This is a genomic window from Filobacillus milosensis, assembly GCF_004402015.1.
Classification (GTDB): Bacteria; Bacillota; Bacilli; order Bacillales; family Alkalibacillaceae; genus Filobacillus; species Filobacillus milosensis.
On record NZ_SOPW01000006.1, the window covers coordinates 13,530 to 30,468 of the forward strand.

Sequence of the window (16,939 nt, forward strand, 5' to 3'; positions counted from 1 at the left end):
GAAATTTAAGTGTAAATTTAAATTTAGGGTATTTTTACAGAGAGAGGGACAGTTTAATGGTTTCAAAGCGACAAGAGAAAAGACGGAGAGAGAAAAAACGTAAAAGAAAAACGATTATATCCATCATGTTGATTTTGTTCTTGAGCATGATTATGTTTTTTGTCTTCCAATATTGGGAAGCAAAATCTGAATCAAACGCGGACATTGAGGGTAGAAATGACGGCAATGAAGAAGATCGAACCGGGCATGGGGGCGATTTCGATGCAGAAGAACCACTTGATGAAACAATTAATGTGTTAATCTTAGGGGAAGACTCTGATGCGCAAGGTGGTTCAAGAACGGATACAATCATGATTGGTCAATACGATACTGAACATGATCGAGCTAAGCTAGTATCAATTATGAGAGATACTTATGTTGAAATTCCTGGTCATGGACATAATAAAATAAATGCGGCTTACGCTTTTGGCGGCCCTGAATTATTACGAAAAACCATAAAAGAAAACTTTAATATAGACATTAACGACTATGCAATAGTTGATTTTAGAGGGTTTGAACGTATTGTAGATGAAATTGCCCCGGATGGTATTGAAATTGATGTTGAAAAACGTATGTATTATACCGATGAAGCTGCAGGCTTAAGCATTAATTTAGAAGAGGGTGTCCAAAAGCTTGATGGTGAAGAATTATTAGGATACGCTCGCTTTAGAAATGATCGTGAAAGTGACTTTGGCCGCGTTAGACGACAACAACAAGTCATGAGTGCACTCAAAGAAGAAATGCTGTCGTTTGCAAGTCTTTTAAAAATCCCGAAAGCAATAGGTACTATTGAGCCATATATTGAAACTACGATGTCAAGACCAGATATTGTAAAATTTGCAACTGATTTTCTATTAAACAAACCTGATGAAGTTGAAACAATGCGAATTCCACTTGATGGTACTTATAGTAGTAAAAGTTACGAGCATGCAGGGTTAGCATTAAGTATTAACTTATCTAAAAATAGAGAAGCATTTCAAGAGTTCTTTACTTCACAACCAAAAGAAGATGATGAAACAAAACAAAATTAAACGGATACTAATTCTGAAACAGAAGAGAATTCAAATTAAACAAAACCTCCCACTTCCTAACTGGAAATGGGAGGTTTTTTAAAATTAATCATTAAATTTTTTAAATACAAGTGAAGCATTGTGGCCACCAAAGCCAAGTGAATTAGACATCGCTACCTTTACCTCTTGTTGACGTGCTTCGTTAGGTACATAATCTAAGTCACACTCTTCATCTGGTGTTTCATAGTTCATAGTTGGCGGCATAATACTCTCTTTAATACTTAAACAAGTAATAATGGCCTCAATACCACCTGCAGCTCCTAACAGGTGCCCTGTCATTGATTTTGTAGAGCTCACCCCTAACTTATGGGCATGATCTTTGAATACAGTTTTAACAGCATTTGTTTCATATTTATCATTTAATTCTGTGCTTGTACCATGAGCATTGATATAGTCCATTTCATCAATATTCACTTCCGCGTCATCTAATGCCTGTTGCATCGCACGCGCAGCGCCTTCCCCCTCTGGCGCTGGAGCTGTAATATGATAAGCATCCCCTGTTGAGCCATACCCAACAATTTCAGCATAAATTTTTGCTCCACGTTTTTGAGCAGATTCTAATGATTCAAGGATTACAACACCTGAACCTTCACCCATTACAAAGCCGCTTCTTTCTTTATCAAATGGACGGCTGGCTGTTTTAGGGTCTGTACTCTTAGATAATGCGCCCATAGAAGAGAAACCGGCTATCGACATATGGTTAAATGGCGCTTCTGCACCTCCAGTAATCATGGCATCAGCCTCACCGCGTTCAATCACTTTAAATGCATCTCCAATTGAATTCGTACCAGATGCACAAGCTGTTACTGAACAAGAGTTAATCCCCTTTGCCCCTAAGATAATAGATACTTGACCAGAAGCCATATCTGGAATAATCATCGGAATGAAGAATGGACTAACTCGGCCTTTATCCTGATATTTTCTAAAACTTTCTTCGTATGTGGTCATTCCACCAATTCCTGAACCTATCCATACACCAACACGATTAGCGTTTCCTTCGTTAATTTCTAAACCTGAATCTTCGACCGCCATTTTCGAAGCAGCAACTGCATATTGCGTAAACAAGTCCATTTTACGCTTTTCTTTTTTCTCCATATAATTAGTTGCATCAAAATCTCTGACTTCACCAGCAATTTTCACTGAAAAATCTTCTGGATCTAATTTTGTTAAATCACCAATTCCAACATTTCCATTCGTAATATTATTCCACATTGTATTCACATCGTTACCGACTGGAGAAACAACTCCTAAACCAGTAACAACTACTCTTCTTTTAGACATAGTTTATAACCTCCTCTTATTTTCCCCAGCGTAATGCGACAGCACCCCACGTTAGGCCGCCACCGAAACCAACTAAGATTACTGTTTCATCCTCTTTAATATTGCCTGCTTTTACATCTTCAGACAAAGCAATTGGGATTGAAGCTGCTGAAGTATTTCCGTATTTGTCTACTGATTTAGACATTTTTTCAACTGGTATATCTAGTTTCTCTCTTGCAACTTCCATAATACGTATATTAGCTTGATGAGGAATTAAATAATCCACATCATCTTTAGTCAACCCAGCTTTTTCAATAACATTTAAAGCTGAATCTCCCATTTGTCTTACCGCAAATTTAAATACTTCTCGACCGTTCATATGAATAAAGTCTTCTTGAGTTTGATGCAAGTGTGGAATGCCTGTGCCATCAGCACCTAGTTCAAATGATAGGATTCCACGGTTATCAGATACTGGTCCAATAACTGCAGCACCTGCACCATCACCAAATAATACACAAGTATTTCGATCTTCCCAATTTGTAATTTTAGAAAGTTTCTCAACACCTACAACTAAGATGTTTTTGTGGGTGTTTGACTCAATAAATTGCTTAGCCGTAACCATTCCATAAATAAATCCAGAACACGCAGCACTAATATCCATTGCCGACGCTTTAAAAGCTCCTAAACGCTCCTGGATTTGGCATGCAACTGAAGGAAAACCCATATCAGGCGTAACAGTTGCAACCAAAATCATATCAAGCTCTTCTCCTGATATTCCGGCTTCCTCTAATGCATCTACTGCTGCATAATACGCCATATGTGATGTGTTAATTTCATCTGGTGCAATTCGACGCTCTTCTATTCCGGTTCGTGTACGAATCCAATCATCAGACGTATCTACGATTTTTTCTAAATCCTTATTTGTAACAATATTATCTGGAACATAATGTCCAGTACCAACAATACCTGCTTTCATATGGTCATCTCCTCATTACAAACTATTATTATCATATATTATGACCTGGTTATAATTTTATCAAAAAAAGAGCCGAAAGAAAAGGTCTTAATCTCCAATTCTTCCGGATTTTAAATATTGTTGTATCGCTTCTTCAACTCGTTCTCGTGTGCTTTCAGGCACTGTGTCTCCATATTTGCCTAAGTAAACATATTGATCATCGAAACCATAACTAATGATACCTGAAGGCAATTCATCTCGATTATATTGATTAGCGATTTCTAAATATAGTTTTTCTAAATCTTGAATAGTACTTGTCAGGACATATTTAGGTGATATATCATGTTGGTCATTTATGTAACCAATTGAATAAATGTCATGTTCTGATGCCTTCTCAATTATGGGTACATTGAATCCATCACCTGCAGGGTAAACCACATCGATACCATCATCCATTAGATTATTGAATAAAGATAACGCTCGTTTTTGGTCATACCAATCAAATACAGATCTTAATATCACTCTAATGCTTGGATCAGTATCTTTTACCCCTTCAAAAAAACCTTGTACTTCAGGTTGGTTTTGAAATGCAGATATGATAGCAATTTTCTTTAGTTTGGTCATTTGAGCAGACAAAACGCCTGCAAAGTATCCCATATCATAACCATCAAAATGAATACTGGTAATATTGTTATCAAACGTGTTACCGTTAAAATATACAAAATGAATGTTAGGATAGTATTCATTGATTTGATCGAAATATTTTCCAAATGATGCACCATGTCCAAAAATAAGGTTCACACCTTGACGATCCATATCTTTCACATATTCTTCTGTTTTTCTTAATGAATTAACATTTTCTTTAGTGATGACACTTACATTGTGCTCGTCCTTTATATTTAACACACCTAAGTAAGCGCCTTTCCCCCATGTCTCATCATGAATCGTCCCATCTACCAGTAACCCAACGTTATTCAACTGTCCTCGGTCAAATAACTGTCCACAACTTGTCAAAATTGTGGTTGCCATTATAACAACCATCATCGTCCATACTATTCTCAACCCCAGCACTCCGATTCTGGATATAAGTATATATAACTATTTTGTCGCTTTTCTTCAGATATAGCAACCATTCAGGTTAAAAATTTACTCAAAATTTACTTAATTAAGTGGATGGAACACTCACCCTCTCCGTTAAGTTTAATATGGTCTGGGAATTGTGAGTAATCTTTTAAGCTTGCTAAAAATATAATTTTTTCATCAATAAGTTGTTCTCCGTTCTGCTTACGGTTGTAATCACTGTCATGTACTTTAATAATTTGATCTTCAAGTTTATAAAATTCACATAAAAGATTATCTATTGTAAAATCATAATAACAATCTGCCCGCAAAGGCTCTTTAGAGTCATACAAATGAAAGGAAGCATGTCTTCCAATTTTAGCAAAGCGTTCAAACTTCTCATCGTCTTCTTCATAATGATCTTGACCAAAAACTTCTATATCTTGATTGATCAAATGTTTAACTAATTCATAAGGAAGTGGTTGGAAACACCCTTTTATAAAAATCTTCATTTTAATCCATCCTTTTGTGTCTATAATGGAAACATCAATTAAAAAATATTTATTTTTTTAAAAACCTTTGGTAAACTGTACTTTGGAATGTATTGATAAATGAGGTGACAATATATGCGTTTAATTTGGACAGTAATCTGGAGTTTCTTATTAAGTTTAATGGTTGTTTATGTACTAGCTAGTATGACTGGTGATGACTTTAGCTTAACATTAGCAACGGTTCTAACAGCGCTATTCACCCTAGCAGCAGTAATACTAGGAGATGGCGTTATAAAAGAAGACTCACCGAATTAATAGGAGAGGTTGACTCAAATTTAAATGACGTTGAGTCAACCTCTTTTTTTTAACAACATCATGATGTGTGTTATACCTTATTAAGATTATATGAATAATGTCTAGCGCAAATCGGCCAACGACTGGGTGACTTCCCGACAAATCCTACGATAAGTCAACATCGACTCGTTATCACTCGTCGTGTTTCCTTTAACTCGGCTTAGTCGATCCAGTCACTGGCTCGTAAAGAACAACTTCAATCGAAGGAATTTCGATTGTTAGTTGTTCTTATCAGGTTGTTACAGTCAGTTCAATTTCAATTGTTACTGACTGTTAAACGTAGCTAAACTTCCGTTTTGCGCCTTTCTTAATACCAAGGTAATAAACTTAATGCAGCTATGGCAGTCAAAGGTAAGATTAATCGTCTTAAACCTACTCCAGGTGGATAGCCATAATATCCGCCATACGGATAATATCCCCCATACGGATAAAACTGACGTTGCTGCTCTTGAAATACTGGTGTTACAAGGTAAATATGCTCATCATCCAAATCAACAATGACACCTTGTAACGAATCTCCTTGGGTCGTTTCCACTAACACGTACTGTTTCATGTGTTTCTTACATAAATTATACATATGATCCTTTGAATAAGTATTCACAGAATCGTACCTCCCTTTTCACGATTAACTTATTCAAAAAATCCATGATATGTGCACAGATTAGGAGGAATTATGATGGTTGATTTTTTGGAATTATTGAAATTTCTTTTTCTCGGTTTATTCCAAGGTTTTACTGAACCGATTCCTATTTCTTCAAGCGGTCATTTAGTTATTTTAAGAGAACTAATGAGTATCGATATGAGTGGTTTAGGGTTTGAAGTGTTTGTAAACTTTGGGTCATTATTAGCGGTACTAATCGTTTACAGAAAAGATCTAATTGAGCTTGTTGTAAATGGAATAAGGTTTTTATTGCAAAGGGACGAGCAGTATAAGTCAGATTTTAACTATATTTTCTTACTTGTAATTGCGACTATTCCAGCAGGTTTATTGGGTGTTTTGTTTGAAGATACAATAAGTGGAATCATTGGTGAAAGTGTTAAGGTTGTAGGTATTTCACTTATTTTGACTGGGATTGCTTTATGGATTATTCGTAATTTGGAAGGATTCAAAACCGATGATGAAATTACGATTAAAGATGCTTTTATTGTAGGGGTCGCACAAGCTATTGCATTAATTCCTGGAATCAGTCGTTCTGGAGCAACCATTGTTGGAGCGATGCTAGTTGGCTTTAATAGATCAGCTGCACTTAAGTTTTCCTTTTTAATGTATATTCCAGTTAGTTTAGGTACTATGATTTTTTCTATCGATGAAATTACTAAGAACTTCTCAAGCCAAGCCGTACTATTATTAGTAGCTTTAATTGGTTCCATTATTGCTTCGTACTTTGCTTTGTTATGGTTTATTAACATTATGAAATCAGGAAACCTTAAATATTTTGCTTTTTACTGCTTCATCGTTGGAGCATTAGTGTTTTTACTGTTGTAATCATATAAAACTGAAAAAAACCTAGCCTTAATAACAAGGCTAGGTTTTCATGTCTTAAAAGATTAATCTGGAATTCCAAGTGCAATTTTTGCATAACGAGACATACGCTCTTTAGTCCATGGTGGATTCCAAACAATATTTACTTCTGTATCGTCAACTTCAGGGAGATCGGAAAGCGCACGCTTTACGTCTTGTTCAATCGTACCAGCTAGTGGACATCCCATTGCAGTTAATGTCATTGTAACAGTAGCCTTACCATCATCATCTAAGTCAACGCCATAAACAAGTCCAAGATTTACAATATCGATACCAAGTTCAGGGTCAATTACGTTTTCAAGAGCGCCCCAAAGATTTTCTTCCATCGCTTTATCCATTTGTCAGTCCTCCTTCAACTTTCTCTATTCTATTATAAACATGTTTTTTATAAATTTTAAAGGACTAAGAATTTGTACTTGTTACTGTTATGTGTACAATTCATTTTTTATTAGTGGATGAACTTACGTTAACTTTCTCTTTCGATTCATTTAAAAACTTTAACATCTTCCACTCTAACTCAATTTGTCTGTTAAATACTAATGAAAAGTGATTTGCTTTTGACTTTACTATTTGAATATCTTTGATCAGTTCTTTTAGTTTATTAAATTGAGATTCATAATAAAATGGTCGATTACCTACATTACCTTCAGCATGTATCAGCATAACTGGAACATTTATCTTAGGTGCAATATTTTCTATATTATATTCGAACGAACTAAGAAAATCTTGTTCAATTAAATTAGGGTTTGATCTTTGAGTCCAGTAATTTCCCTTCTTTTCAATTTCGTAATTTACAAATCTATTCATATGCTCTGACCAGCGGATACCTAATTTTTCATAATTAACTCGTGATTCTTCAATATATGACAAACGTGAGGGATACACATTTTTTAATCGAACAATGGAAGGTAAGATAAGCTCTTTTTGCCCTTCATCTGTCTGAGCAGCGCCATCCAGAAGGATAACAGCTGAAACACCATCAATTAAAGCTGCAGCTTTCAAACAGATATAAGCACCTGTTGAATAACCTAATAGTATGGGGCTTTTAATTTTCAGCGCATAAATTAAATAGACTAAGTCTTCTACATGTCGATTTATACATGTATCAAAGCTTGCATTAGTGCTTTTCCCTCTACCTCTCAAGTCATAGGTGATCATACGATATTGGTTTTCAAAAGCCCTCTGATAATGTCCCAGCTGCATATGGTGACCTAATAACCCATGTACAGCTATTATTGTCCCTTTATTGCCTGGAGTCTCATGTAGAAATAACTGATGGCCATTTTCTAACACTTTTTTTCGCCACATTTTCACTCATCAATCACCTACCGTATAGATCGAGTAATTATATTTATCTGGCGTTCGTTTACCTCTGGATACAAATATTCTTTTATTTAACCAGTCATATTTTTTGGATGACGTTTCAAATTTTGGTTGAGTTACAAAATAATACTCATTAACATCAACAACTAAATGATTATCTAATCGTTTAAGAACATCTTTAGAACCCGTTCTAATGCCTTGATAAGTCATTAAAATGTATTCACCATCATAAGTTTTAAGCAAAATTTTTACATCTTGCATAATCGTTCCATCATCTAATAAGGTGGTACAATCATCTCCGCCAGGAACTACGGTGCCATTTAATTTCTCACCTCGAAAATAACCATCGTTTACACGAATGATTTGCCTGTTTCCAATTGGTGTAACACCTAAGTGATAAGGTTGATCAATGGTCAGTTCAATATTAAACAAAAAGCTTAATCCAGGTGCTTCGAAGTGCTCCATACTCCTTCCCCCTTGTAAACATCGATACTTACATTAATTTAAGTCGCGCATAACAAAGTTTAATGTAGCTTCTTTATAATCACCTTGATCGTTTAACTGCGTAATAAGTGACGGTCTCACACCATCTGCTACATCTGATTGTAACCACTCATCCCCTTCAAAAAACACCTGTGTAATTAATGTCTCGTATCCTTTTTTCTTTAACATAAAATGCAAATGAGCGGGGCGATATGTTTGGTGGTCAATCTTTTTTATAAATTGGTTAGTTGGTCCATCTGTAGCAACCTGATACGGGACAGGAACAACCGATTCAACCTCGAAGAACCCATGTTCATCCGTATAAAAACGACCTCTCAAATTATAAGGAGGTGCATCTGAATTAAATGATGAATAGCATCCATTAGTATCACATTGCCACATATCAACTAAAGTATTTTTTAAAGGGGTGCCATTAACATCTCGTACATAACCTGAGAATTTCAATTTTTCCCCTTTTTCATCTACACGCATTGGTAGTTGGTAAGGCTTGGCTAAGATAGGGGCTCCTTGAATATAATAAGAACCTAGTAATGAGGGCTGGGTACCTGGGTGATTGGTATAGATGTTTTTTAAAACAGATGATTCAATGAATACATTCATAAATAATGGAATTTCACCGCTTCGACCTAGTTGATCGGCCCATTTTACAAATTCCATGAACTCTTCACGGGTTGGATTTGCTTCAGCCAAGAAGTTTTTTAGATGAGTCGTAAATAATTTATAAGTGTCACTGACTCGATGTTCATATTGTGTATTACTCAAATTCGTTTCCTCCTCTTCAATGTCTTCATCATCAATTTTTGATAGATCATCATAGTTCGATTTGGAATCATTCATGCTTGTACAAGAGCTACTAATATATTATTAATAGATTTCAGTTATATGACCGATATTTTGATGAAAATAAAGAGGTTTGAAGCATCATAAATTAGAAAATAATAGAATTATGCTAAGCTTTAATTTAGAGGTGATTTAATGAAGTCTATTAATCCTAATGATTTATCTGGTAAGGAAAACTATAAGTTACTTAGTGGGAGTGTCATTCCAAGACCGATTGCTTTCGTTACTTCTCTAAATGAAAAAGGAATCTTAAATGCTGCTCCATTTAGTTTTTTTAACATGGTCTCAGGCACACCACCGTTGATTGTATTATCTGTAGGACGAGTAAAAGGTGAAATTAAGAAGCATACTGCGAAAAACATTCTTTCTGGCAAAGAATTTGTCGTTCACATTCTGGATATGAATTTATTAGAGCAAATGAATCAGACATCTGCTCCCTATTCCGAAGATGTGAGTGAAATTGAACGAGTTGGACTGAATACAGTGGATAGTGATTTAATCAAAGTACCCGGGGTAAAAGAATCTAAAGTTAGGTTGGAATGTCAGTTATTTCAACATATTCCTTTAGGTGAGGATGGAAATTATAATAATGACTTATTTTTAGGTAAAGTCATTCGGTACCACATCGATGAACAAATTTGTGAAGATGGTAAAATTAACGCCGAAAACCTTAACCCCATCGCTCGACTAGCTGGACCGAATTACGCTGAGTTAGGTGAAACCATCTATCTGGAACGACCGACTAAAGGTGATTAATTGAGTTTAAGTTATTGATTCTACGAATCGCTACAGGCGGACGCTTTCCGCGGGCACGGCCTCAACGAAGGAACATCAATGAATAATCTTCATTGCACCTTTGCACCGAGGAAGCCTACTTCGAAGCATTCTTGGAAGACGCAGGTAACTCCCCCGTGATTTTCGGCTCGTGCTGTTCCCGCGAAGACCTGGATGGTCAAGTGTCGACGTTGGCCACAAAAGCTACTTGCTTTACTTCTTTGCGTTATTTTGCGCCGAGTAACCGCAGGCGCAGGACGTGGCCGCTTTTAGTCGACCAGGAGTCGCCGCCTTTCGCTTTTCGTGAATAAATCCTACCTATCATCTTCTAACCTTTATCAACATTAAGCTTTTACAAATCCCTATCAAAAAACTCTCACGCATAAACGTGAGAGCTAGTTAACAATTTACTAATACTATTTCTCTTCAATCCTTGAAAACTTACCACAGAAATAACCTAATGGCTCACCTTCTTGATACTCAAAATTCTTAACCTCTCCTAGGAATAGAACGTGATCACCACCATCATACTCGGCCCAAGGATCGCATTCAATGTAGGCTAACGAATTTTCTATACGATGGCCGTAATCGGACTTCTCCCATTTAAATGGTAACTCCTCACAGGGCTTTCCAGCAAAATGCATAGCTGTCTCTTCCTGGTCTATAGATAAGATATTAACAATAAAACGATTATTTTTAAGTTTTTGATAAGCTCTAGTTTTACGGTCTATTGATACCAAAACTAATGGTGGGTCTAGTGAGACTGACGTAAATGAGTTAGCTGTTAACCCATGGCATTCTTCTCCATCTTCACATGTAACCACTGTGACACCTGTTGCAAATCGACCTAAACAATTACGAAGTTCTTTAGAATCCATGAAATCTCCCCCTTGTAACAAAAAATAGCTCATATCCCATTCTATCTTTTAATCTTAAAGAACATGTCATCAAATAAAAACCAGTTAAAGGTACTTAAGAACCCTTGCTTCATGGACAAGGGTCTATTTATCGTTCTTATTAAAGATGAGTTAATAGCCAGTCTCTTAAAGCATATTTCGCCTCTCTACTGACTTTATGATCTCGATTCGGTTCTGAAATAAATTGATAGAGTTCTTCTGGATATTGTGATGTTTTTAATAGATCTACAAAAGAAGTTGAATGTTGATATGGGACAACTTGATCGCTCTCACCATGCCAAATAAAGATTGGACGGTGGTTCAACCTTTCTAATTGAGTTGATAAATCAATGGTCTTTAGTGATTCCATTTGCTGCTCTATTTCTTCTTTACTTAGTGGGAGCTCTATTCCCTGATGTTCAATACCTTTAAGCAAATACTCTGCCATTTCGCTTATTTTAGCTGACCCCATCATGATTCCAGCTGCTTTAATCCAATCGAACCTGGTAAGTGCTGCTGCTACTGTAATGCCTCCCATACTAGTACCAGCGATGCCTATTCGATCGTCTAATGCCAAGTCATTTTCTTTCAAATATAAATAAATGTTTTGTAAGTCTTCTATATTTTGTATAACAATTTTCCAAAAATCAAATTGGATTTTATTAGGGTCGTGCGTAGTCATACGCTCACCGTGATGCATACTATCAGGTAAAAGGACACGATAACCTTTCTCTGCTAATAAATAGGCTTGTGCCAAATCCTGTTCTTTAGAACTTGTGAATCCATGAAAATAAATTAATACAGGTAGAGGTTGATTTATCTTTTCTTCATCTACAACTGTTAACACAGGTATATGTTTAACTTTAGTATGATCTATAACAATCATTATGTATCCCCTCTCAAAACACTTTATTACTATAATAAATGATAGATAAACTCCTTTCAATTTATTCATCGTGTATATGACAGTTGAACTGGATTATGGTAAAATGTTTTAATTAGAAAAAATTATATGGGGATTGAACGAGGTGAATACTATGCAAAGACATCTAATCGCATTAGATTTAGATGGTACGCTTTTAAATAATGATAAAATAATTTCAAAACGAACGGTACAAACACTTAAGGCTGCTAAAGAGCAAGGACATGTTGTCGTCATTGCTACTGGCCGACCTTATCGTGTGAGTAAACAATTCTATTCCCAACTTGAGTTAGATACTCCAATTGTTAATATGAATGGTGCTTTGATCCATCACCCCAGAAATAAGAATTGGGACCATATGCATTCTCCATTACCTAGAGAGTCTGCATTAGAAATTATTGATACATCTAACCAAGTTGGTGTACAAAATATTATGGCAGAAATTAGAGATCAGGTATTTATTACAAAAAATACTGAACATATTTTTAACCAATTTTTCCTGGAAGGATTAGAACATCCTGCAACTATTGGTGATCTTAACCAAACATTAACTGGAGATCCATCATCGCTATTAATTCACCCTTATGAAGAAAGTGTTACACAGATTCGACAAGCTTTAGATGATCAGCATGCTTCAGTCGTTGACCATCGTAAATGGGGTGCGCCTTTTCATGTTATTGAAATTATCAAATCTGGATTACACAAAGCAATTGGTTTACAAAAAATAGCCAGAGAGTATGATATCCCTCAAAGTCGAATTATCGCTTTTGGTGATGAAGATAACGACTTAGAAATGATTGAATTCGCTGGCACTGGGGTTGCTATGGGTAACGGTATCCCAGAACTAAAATCTTTAGCGAATGAAACCACTATCACCAACCATGAAGATGGTGTGGCACAGTTTATTGAAGAATATTTAAATATTCCTACTCCAATATTAACTAAAGAATAATTAATTATATTTTTCATCTTTCTGCGCAAAATATACCTGAGCACATCAAAATGTGTTCAGTTTTTTTCTTTAATAGTGGTGAGGAGGATTTTTAATGAAATCGCAACCGATCTACAGCAGGAAAAGAAAAAATAAAACAGCTTCAATTAAGCAAGAACAGTTCACAGACAAAAAACGTAAAAAAGCAGAAGCCGATCGTCATACACGAGGAGGATTCTAAATGGAGAATAACTTTCTCAAGCAAGCCAAACAAACCATGCAGCGCTTAACAAATATGAACAATAAAAAAGCGAAGCAAAGCCATCAAGCACAAGAGAATATAGATGATGACAGCATTAAAAGTGTACAACAAAGCATTCAATCAGCTTACGAACAAAGCTCCCCTGAAGATCAAGATGAAATAAGGCAATTTGAGCAAAAAATAAATCAAAACAAATTGAAATAACCCAACTTTAGCGACACAGGTCACTCTGTGTCGCATTTTTTGTAAAAATAGTGTAAATGTGTGTATTTTTTATAAAATTATGTTGTACTAATCTCTCTCATTCATTTATAATAAAATTGTTTCAAAATTATTAAGGGGGAATTACATTGAAAAAACTTTTAGTGCTAATGATGGCTGCTTCTCTTATGCTTCTAGCAGCTTGTGGATCTAGTGGAGACAAAGCTAATCCAGACACACTAATCATGGGATTTGTACCGTCTCAGGATTCGGACAAAATTGCGGAAACAGCTGAACCACTTGCTAAAGAATTAGGGGAAATTTTAGGTAAAGAAGTTAAAGCTGAAACAATGACTAGTTATAGTGCATTAGTTGAAGGTTTAGGAGCTGGAACTGCTCATATCGGTTTCATTCCTGCATTCGGTTTCGTACTTGCTGACAGCAAATACGATGTTGAGCCAATTTTAAAGTCTGAACGTCATGGTAGCGCTACATACGTTGCACAATATCTAGTACGTGCTGACTCACCAGTTAATAAATTAGAAGATTTAGAAGAACATGCTTCAGATATGATTTGGGCTTACGGTGACGCTTCTTCAACATCAGGTTACCTATTCCCAGCTGCACAGTTAATGGAAATGTACGACCTAGAATCTACAACTGAGTTACAAAAAGAATTCTTCAAGGATTCAGTTAGCTCTGGTGGACACGATGCATCAGCAGCTGCTGTACTAGAAGGTCAAGCTGATATTGCAACTACATTTGATGATGTCCGTGAAACAATGGTAGAAGATTATCCTAACATTATGGATGAATTAAAAGTAATTGGTACAACTAAAGAAATTCCAAATGACACAATTACTGTACCAGGAACACTAGATGATGAATTAGTTCAAGATATCAAAGAAGCATTCTTAAGCTTCAACGATGACGAAGAAATGATTAAAATCATGAATGAAGTTTATAACTGGGATGCAATTATTGAAGCAGACAAGTCTGATTTTGACGTAGTTAAAGAAACTTACGAAAAACTAGAATTAGACGAAAGTGTTTTAGACGAGTAATCTAATAATTATTATATGAATAGCTTTGGATAGGGAGAGACTACCATCTCTCCCTATTTTTTAAACAAGAAAGGAAGTCCACGATGATTACTTTTAAAGATTTATCATTAGTTTATCCTAATGGAACACCAGGTTTAAAAAATGTTAATGTGACGATTAATGAAGGCGAATTTGTTGTTATTGTTGGTTTATCAGGAGCTGGAAAATCTACTTTTATTAGAAGTATCAACAGAATGGTAAGCCCAACTGAAGGTGAACTTTATGTTGAAGATGAAAACGTTCTTGATTTAAAAGGAAAAGGTTTAAGAAAACTTCGAACAAAAGTGGGAATGATTTTCCAAAACTATAATCTAGTAAACCGTTCTAGTGTTTTCAAAAATACAATTAGTGGTCGACTAGGTCATACAGGAACTTTAAGAAGTATTTTTAACTTATATTCTAAACAAGATAAACTAAGAGCCTATGAAAATCTTAAACGTGTAAATATTGAAGAATACATATATCAACGTGCAGATCAACTAAGTGGTGGTCAACAGCAACGTGTTAGTATCGCTCGAGTACTAACTCAGGACCCTAAATTAATTCTAGCGGACGAGCCGGTTGCAAGTCTTGACCCACCTACATCACACCAGGTTATGCAATACTTAAAGAAAGTTAATCAAGAAGACAATATTACAACGATTGTAAACTTACACTTTATCGATATGGCTATGGAGTATGCTGATCGAATTATTGGTATGCGAGATGGTGAGGTTGTCTTCGATGGACCAGTGAGTGAAGTAAATGAGAAAACATTTGAACAAATTTATAACCGTCCAATTCGAGAGGACGACTTAAGAGGAAGTGACTCTGATGACGGAGAAGAATAATCAACAACATTCAAATGTCTATTCACTTTATCCGCGAAAACTAAAACTTCAAATATCATTTGTATTTTTGATCGTTATTTTATTTTACTTCTACAGTTTAAATGAAACTGGATCAGATTTTCTAAGATTATTATTTGATTTTCCTGTCATTATTAACAAATTAATGACGATGTTCCCTCCTAATTGGGATTATATACCTGTGGCAATTGATCCATTAATAGAAACGGTTCAAATTGCAGTTGTTGCGACAACTTTTTCTATCTTAATTTGTATTCCGGCCAGTTTAATGGCAGCTAATACAATTGTTACAAATAAGTTTGTCTATCAAACTACACGTTCAATTTTAAATATTCTACGTACAATCCCAGACATCTTATTAGCAACAATTTTTGTTAGTTTGTTTGGTATTGGTATTATTCCAGGTATTTTAGCATTAACCATCTTCTCTTTAGGTTTATTAGCTAAATTATTGAGTGAAACAATTGAAACAATTGATACTAGACAGCTGGATGCCATTCGATCAACTGGAGGAAACATTTTCCAAGTAATTTGGTATGGCGTTGTTCCTCAAGTATTACCTCAATTCATTTCATACGGTTTGTATGTATTTGAATTAAACGTACGTGCTTCATTAGTTTTAGGTTTCGTTGGTGCTGGTGGAATTGGATCAATTATTGATACACAATTAAACTTCTTAAAATACCAAAACGTCATGGCAATTCTAATTGTTTTATTAGTAGCTGTTATTCTAATTGAAACAGTTAGTAACATGCTGAGAAGGAGAGTTGTATAATGGCTCAAATACTACCACCAAAACCACATGAAAAGAAAAAAAGAGTCCGTAATTGGAGTATTTTTGTAATACTTGCAGTTATATATGTTTGGGCCTTTAAAGGCGTTTATGACCGATCAGATTGGTCTATATTCAATAATTTAGGTGAAAAATTCAACCGTGTTATTCCTAAATTATTTAACCCAGATTGGTCACAAACTGAAAAAGTTTGGGAATATATTATTGAAACTGTTTTTATTGCTTATGCCGGGACACTAATAGCAGCCATTTTAGCTGTTCCTTTCGGTTTTTGGGCTGCAAAGAACATGGTGAAATCACCTATTTGGAACACATTAGGTAAATGGGTTTTAATCCTGGACCGTACTTTCCCAGAGCTTATTTTAGCGATACTATTTGTCATTACAATTGGCCCTGGTCCTTTCGCCGGTGTATTAACTATTGGTTTAACAGCCTTTGGTATGTTAGGTAAGCTATACGCTGAAATTATTGAGAGTATCGATATGAAAGTCGTTGAAGCAATGGAAGCAAATGGTGCTAATAAGATGCAGATTCTATTTTATGCAATCTTTCCACAAGTACTTCCTGAATTTCTATCATTCGCATTATATCGTTTCGAAATCGATATTCGTGCCTCGACTATCCTAGGTTTAGTTGGTGCGGGTGGTATTGGTACATTAATTGTTATTGCAGCTGCAAACAGAAACTGGGAACAATTAGGTCTAATCCTGTTAGGTATTATTGTTGTTGTCTCAGTTATTGACTTTGCTTCTACAAAAATCAGAAAACGTTTAGTATAATGAATTTAAGAGT

The 16,939-nt window shown here is 35.4% G+C and carries 22 protein-coding genes; 11 read left to right on the plus strand and 11 right to left on the minus strand.

From position 1 onward, the window contains the following. The first annotated feature begins 152 nt into the window (after positions 1-152). Positions 153-1,070: an LCP family protein gene (locus E3U55_RS06880; RefSeq protein ID WP_407644101.1), complete on the plus strand. Its 918-nt coding sequence runs from the start codon at positions 153-155 to the stop codon at positions 1,068-1,070. 84 nt (positions 1,071-1,154) lie between these two features. Here the strand turns inward: E3U55_RS06880 and fabF are convergent, their stop codons facing one another. The 4 genes from fabF to E3U55_RS06900 all read right to left on the minus strand — a co-directional run bounded on the left by fabF (position 1,155) and on the right by E3U55_RS06900 (position 4,895). Continuing rightward, positions 1,155-2,390 (minus strand): beta-ketoacyl-ACP synthase II, encoded by a 1,236-nt coding sequence (fabF, locus tag E3U55_RS06885; protein ID WP_134339698.1) that lies wholly within the window; start codon positions 2,388-2,390, stop codon positions 1,155-1,157. Between the two features lie 16 nt (positions 2,391-2,406). Further along, complete coding sequence (locus E3U55_RS06890) at positions 2,407-3,345, minus strand: beta-ketoacyl-ACP synthase III (protein ID WP_134339699.1); 939 nt, start codon at positions 3,343-3,345, stop codon at positions 2,407-2,409. Between the two features lie 87 nt (positions 3,346-3,432). Then, positions 3,433-4,386 (minus strand): BMP family ABC transporter substrate-binding protein, encoded by a 954-nt coding sequence (locus E3U55_RS06895; protein WP_134339700.1) that lies wholly within the window; start codon positions 4,384-4,386, stop codon positions 3,433-3,435. Between the two features lie 95 nt (positions 4,387-4,481). After that, a complete protein-coding gene (locus E3U55_RS06900; RefSeq protein ID WP_134339701.1) occupies positions 4,482-4,895 on the minus strand; it encodes a hypothetical protein in 414 nt (137 codons plus the stop codon). Between the two features lie 114 nt (positions 4,896-5,009). Between E3U55_RS06900 and E3U55_RS06905 the strand changes: the two genes are divergently transcribed. Next, a complete protein-coding gene (locus tag E3U55_RS06905) occupies positions 5,010-5,189 on the plus strand; it encodes a YjzD family protein (protein WP_134339702.1) in 180 nt (59 codons plus the stop codon). A gap of 346 nt (positions 5,190-5,535) precedes the next feature. Here E3U55_RS06905 and E3U55_RS06910 read toward each other — a convergent pair whose 3' ends face one another. Beyond that, complete coding sequence (locus E3U55_RS06910; RefSeq protein WP_228547493.1) at positions 5,536-5,829, minus strand: hypothetical protein; 294 nt, start codon at positions 5,827-5,829, stop codon at positions 5,536-5,538. A 75-nt stretch (positions 5,830-5,904) separates the two neighbouring features. Here E3U55_RS06910 and E3U55_RS06915 point away from each other — a divergent pair, with 75 nt between their 5' ends. Beyond that, positions 5,905-6,714 carry an undecaprenyl-diphosphate phosphatase gene (locus tag E3U55_RS06915; RefSeq protein WP_134339703.1) on the plus strand — a complete coding sequence of 270 codons (810 nt, stop codon included), beginning with the start codon at positions 5,905-5,907 and terminating at the stop codon, positions 6,712-6,714. A 62-nt stretch (positions 6,715-6,776) separates the two neighbouring features. Here E3U55_RS06915 and E3U55_RS06920 read toward each other — a convergent pair whose 3' ends face one another. The 4 genes from E3U55_RS06920 to E3U55_RS06935 form a co-directional block, all read right to left on the minus strand. Further along, positions 6,777-7,088: a metal-sulfur cluster assembly factor gene (locus E3U55_RS06920; protein WP_134339704.1), complete on the minus strand. Its 312-nt coding sequence runs from the start codon at positions 7,086-7,088 to the stop codon at positions 6,777-6,779. A 100-nt stretch (positions 7,089-7,188) separates the two neighbouring features. After that, complete coding sequence (locus E3U55_RS06925) at positions 7,189-8,058, minus strand: alpha/beta hydrolase (protein WP_228547498.1); 870 nt, start codon at positions 8,056-8,058, stop codon at positions 7,189-7,191. 9 nt (positions 8,059-8,067) lie between these two features. Next, positions 8,068-8,538, minus strand: a complete 471-nt coding sequence (locus E3U55_RS06930) for a DUF3237 domain-containing protein (RefSeq protein ID WP_134339706.1) — start codon at positions 8,536-8,538, stop codon at positions 8,068-8,070. A gap of 33 nt (positions 8,539-8,571) precedes the next feature. Continuing rightward, complete coding sequence (locus tag E3U55_RS06935; protein WP_228547494.1) at positions 8,572-9,339, minus strand: dioxygenase family protein; 768 nt, start codon at positions 9,337-9,339, stop codon at positions 8,572-8,574. A gap of 213 nt (positions 9,340-9,552) precedes the next feature. Between E3U55_RS06935 and E3U55_RS06940 the strand changes: the two genes are divergently transcribed. Continuing rightward, on the plus strand, positions 9,553-10,173 hold the full coding sequence (locus tag E3U55_RS06940; protein ID WP_134339708.1) for a flavin reductase family protein: 621 nt from the start codon (positions 9,553-9,555) through the stop codon (positions 10,171-10,173). Between the two features lie 434 nt (positions 10,174-10,607). On the opposite strand, the gene E3U55_RS06945 is transcribed toward E3U55_RS06940, so the two are convergent. Next, the gene (locus E3U55_RS06945) at positions 10,608-11,069 is read right to left on the minus strand and encodes a flavin reductase family protein (protein WP_134339709.1); all 462 of its coding nucleotides are present in this window, start codon (positions 11,067-11,069) and stop codon (positions 10,608-10,610) included. 139 nt (positions 11,070-11,208) lie between these two features. Beyond that, positions 11,209-11,973: an alpha/beta fold hydrolase gene (locus E3U55_RS06950; protein WP_134339710.1), complete on the minus strand. Its 765-nt coding sequence runs from the start codon at positions 11,971-11,973 to the stop codon at positions 11,209-11,211. Positions 11,974-12,124: 151 nt separating this feature from the next. Here E3U55_RS06950 and E3U55_RS06955 point away from each other — a divergent pair, with 151 nt between their 5' ends. The 7 genes from E3U55_RS06955 to phnE (E3U55_RS06980) all read left to right on the plus strand — a co-directional run bounded on the left by E3U55_RS06955 (position 12,125) and on the right by phnE (E3U55_RS06980) (position 16,926). Beyond that, positions 12,125-12,961 (plus strand): Cof-type HAD-IIB family hydrolase, encoded by an 837-nt coding sequence (locus E3U55_RS06955; protein ID WP_134339711.1) that lies wholly within the window; start codon positions 12,125-12,127, stop codon positions 12,959-12,961. A gap of 94 nt (positions 12,962-13,055) precedes the next feature. Beyond that, positions 13,056-13,181 carry a hypothetical protein gene (locus E3U55_RS17810; protein ID WP_267195383.1) on the plus strand — a complete coding sequence of 42 codons (126 nt, stop codon included), beginning with the start codon at positions 13,056-13,058 and terminating at the stop codon, positions 13,179-13,181. Further along, the gene (locus E3U55_RS06960; protein ID WP_134339712.1) at positions 13,182-13,406 is read left to right on the plus strand and encodes a DUF3813 family protein; all 225 of its coding nucleotides are present in this window, start codon (positions 13,182-13,184) and stop codon (positions 13,404-13,406) included. 146 nt (positions 13,407-13,552) lie between these two features. Continuing rightward, a complete protein-coding gene (locus E3U55_RS06965; protein ID WP_134339713.1) occupies positions 13,553-14,467 on the plus strand; it encodes a phosphate/phosphite/phosphonate ABC transporter substrate-binding protein in 915 nt (304 codons plus the stop codon). Between the two features lie 83 nt (positions 14,468-14,550). Beyond that, positions 14,551-15,336: a phosphonate ABC transporter ATP-binding protein gene (gene phnC / locus E3U55_RS06970; RefSeq protein WP_134339714.1), complete on the plus strand. Its 786-nt coding sequence runs from the start codon at positions 14,551-14,553 to the stop codon at positions 15,334-15,336. Next, positions 15,320-16,129: a phosphonate ABC transporter, permease protein PhnE gene (phnE, locus tag E3U55_RS06975; RefSeq protein ID WP_134339715.1), complete on the plus strand. Its 810-nt coding sequence runs from the start codon at positions 15,320-15,322 to the stop codon at positions 16,127-16,129. The genes phnC and phnE (E3U55_RS06975) overlap by 17 nt, the downstream gene beginning before the upstream one ends. Continuing rightward, complete coding sequence (gene phnE / locus E3U55_RS06980) at positions 16,129-16,926, plus strand: phosphonate ABC transporter, permease protein PhnE (protein WP_134339716.1); 798 nt, start codon at positions 16,129-16,131, stop codon at positions 16,924-16,926. Before phnE (E3U55_RS06975) ends, phnE (E3U55_RS06980) begins: the two co-directional genes overlap by 1 nt. The last annotated feature ends 13 nt before the right edge of the window (positions 16,927-16,939 follow it).

Coding starts and splice junctions, on each gene's coding strand:
- fabF (WP_134339698.1), bottom strand. CDS start 2,390: ATGTCTAAAAGAAGAGTAGTTGTTACTGGTTTAGGAGTTGTTTCTCCA.
- phnE (WP_134339715.1), top strand. CDS start 15,320: ATGACGGAGAAGAATAATCAACAACATTCAAATGTCTATTCACTTTAT.
- E3U55_RS17810 (WP_267195383.1), top strand. CDS start 13,056: ATGAAATCGCAACCGATCTACAGCAGGAAAAGAAAAAATAAAACAGCT.
- E3U55_RS06920 (WP_134339704.1), bottom strand. CDS start 7,088: ATGGATAAAGCGATGGAAGAAAATCTTTGGGGCGCTCTTGAAAACGTA.
- phnE (WP_134339716.1), top strand. CDS start 16,129: ATGGCTCAAATACTACCACCAAAACCACATGAAAAGAAAAAAAGAGTC.
- E3U55_RS06880 (WP_407644101.1), top strand. CDS start 153: ATGTTTTTTGTCTTCCAATATTGGGAAGCAAAATCTGAATCAAACGCG.
- E3U55_RS06945 (WP_134339709.1), bottom strand. CDS start 11,069: ATGGATTCTAAAGAACTTCGTAATTGTTTAGGTCGATTTGCAACAGGT.
- E3U55_RS06890 (WP_134339699.1), bottom strand. CDS start 3,345: ATGAAAGCAGGTATTGTTGGTACTGGACATTATGTTCCAGATAATATT.
- phnC (WP_134339714.1), top strand. CDS start 14,551: ATGATTACTTTTAAAGATTTATCATTAGTTTATCCTAATGGAACACCA.
- E3U55_RS06950 (WP_134339710.1), bottom strand. CDS start 11,973: ATGATTGTTATAGATCATACTAAAGTTAAACATATACCTGTGTTAACA.
- E3U55_RS06930 (WP_134339706.1), bottom strand. CDS start 8,538: ATGGAGCACTTCGAAGCACCTGGATTAAGCTTTTTGTTTAATATTGAA.
- E3U55_RS06940 (WP_134339708.1), top strand. CDS start 9,553: ATGAAGTCTATTAATCCTAATGATTTATCTGGTAAGGAAAACTATAAG.
- E3U55_RS06955 (WP_134339711.1), top strand. CDS start 12,125: ATGCAAAGACATCTAATCGCATTAGATTTAGATGGTACGCTTTTAAAT.
- E3U55_RS06915 (WP_134339703.1), top strand. CDS start 5,905: ATGGTTGATTTTTTGGAATTATTGAAATTTCTTTTTCTCGGTTTATTC.
- E3U55_RS06900 (WP_134339701.1), bottom strand. CDS start 4,895: ATGAAGATTTTTATAAAAGGGTGTTTCCAACCACTTCCTTATGAATTA.
- E3U55_RS06925 (WP_228547498.1), bottom strand. CDS start 8,058: ATGTGGCGAAAAAAAGTGTTAGAAAATGGCCATCAGTTATTTCTACAT.
- E3U55_RS06905 (WP_134339702.1), top strand. CDS start 5,010: ATGCGTTTAATTTGGACAGTAATCTGGAGTTTCTTATTAAGTTTAATG.
- E3U55_RS06960 (WP_134339712.1), top strand. CDS start 13,182: ATGGAGAATAACTTTCTCAAGCAAGCCAAACAAACCATGCAGCGCTTA.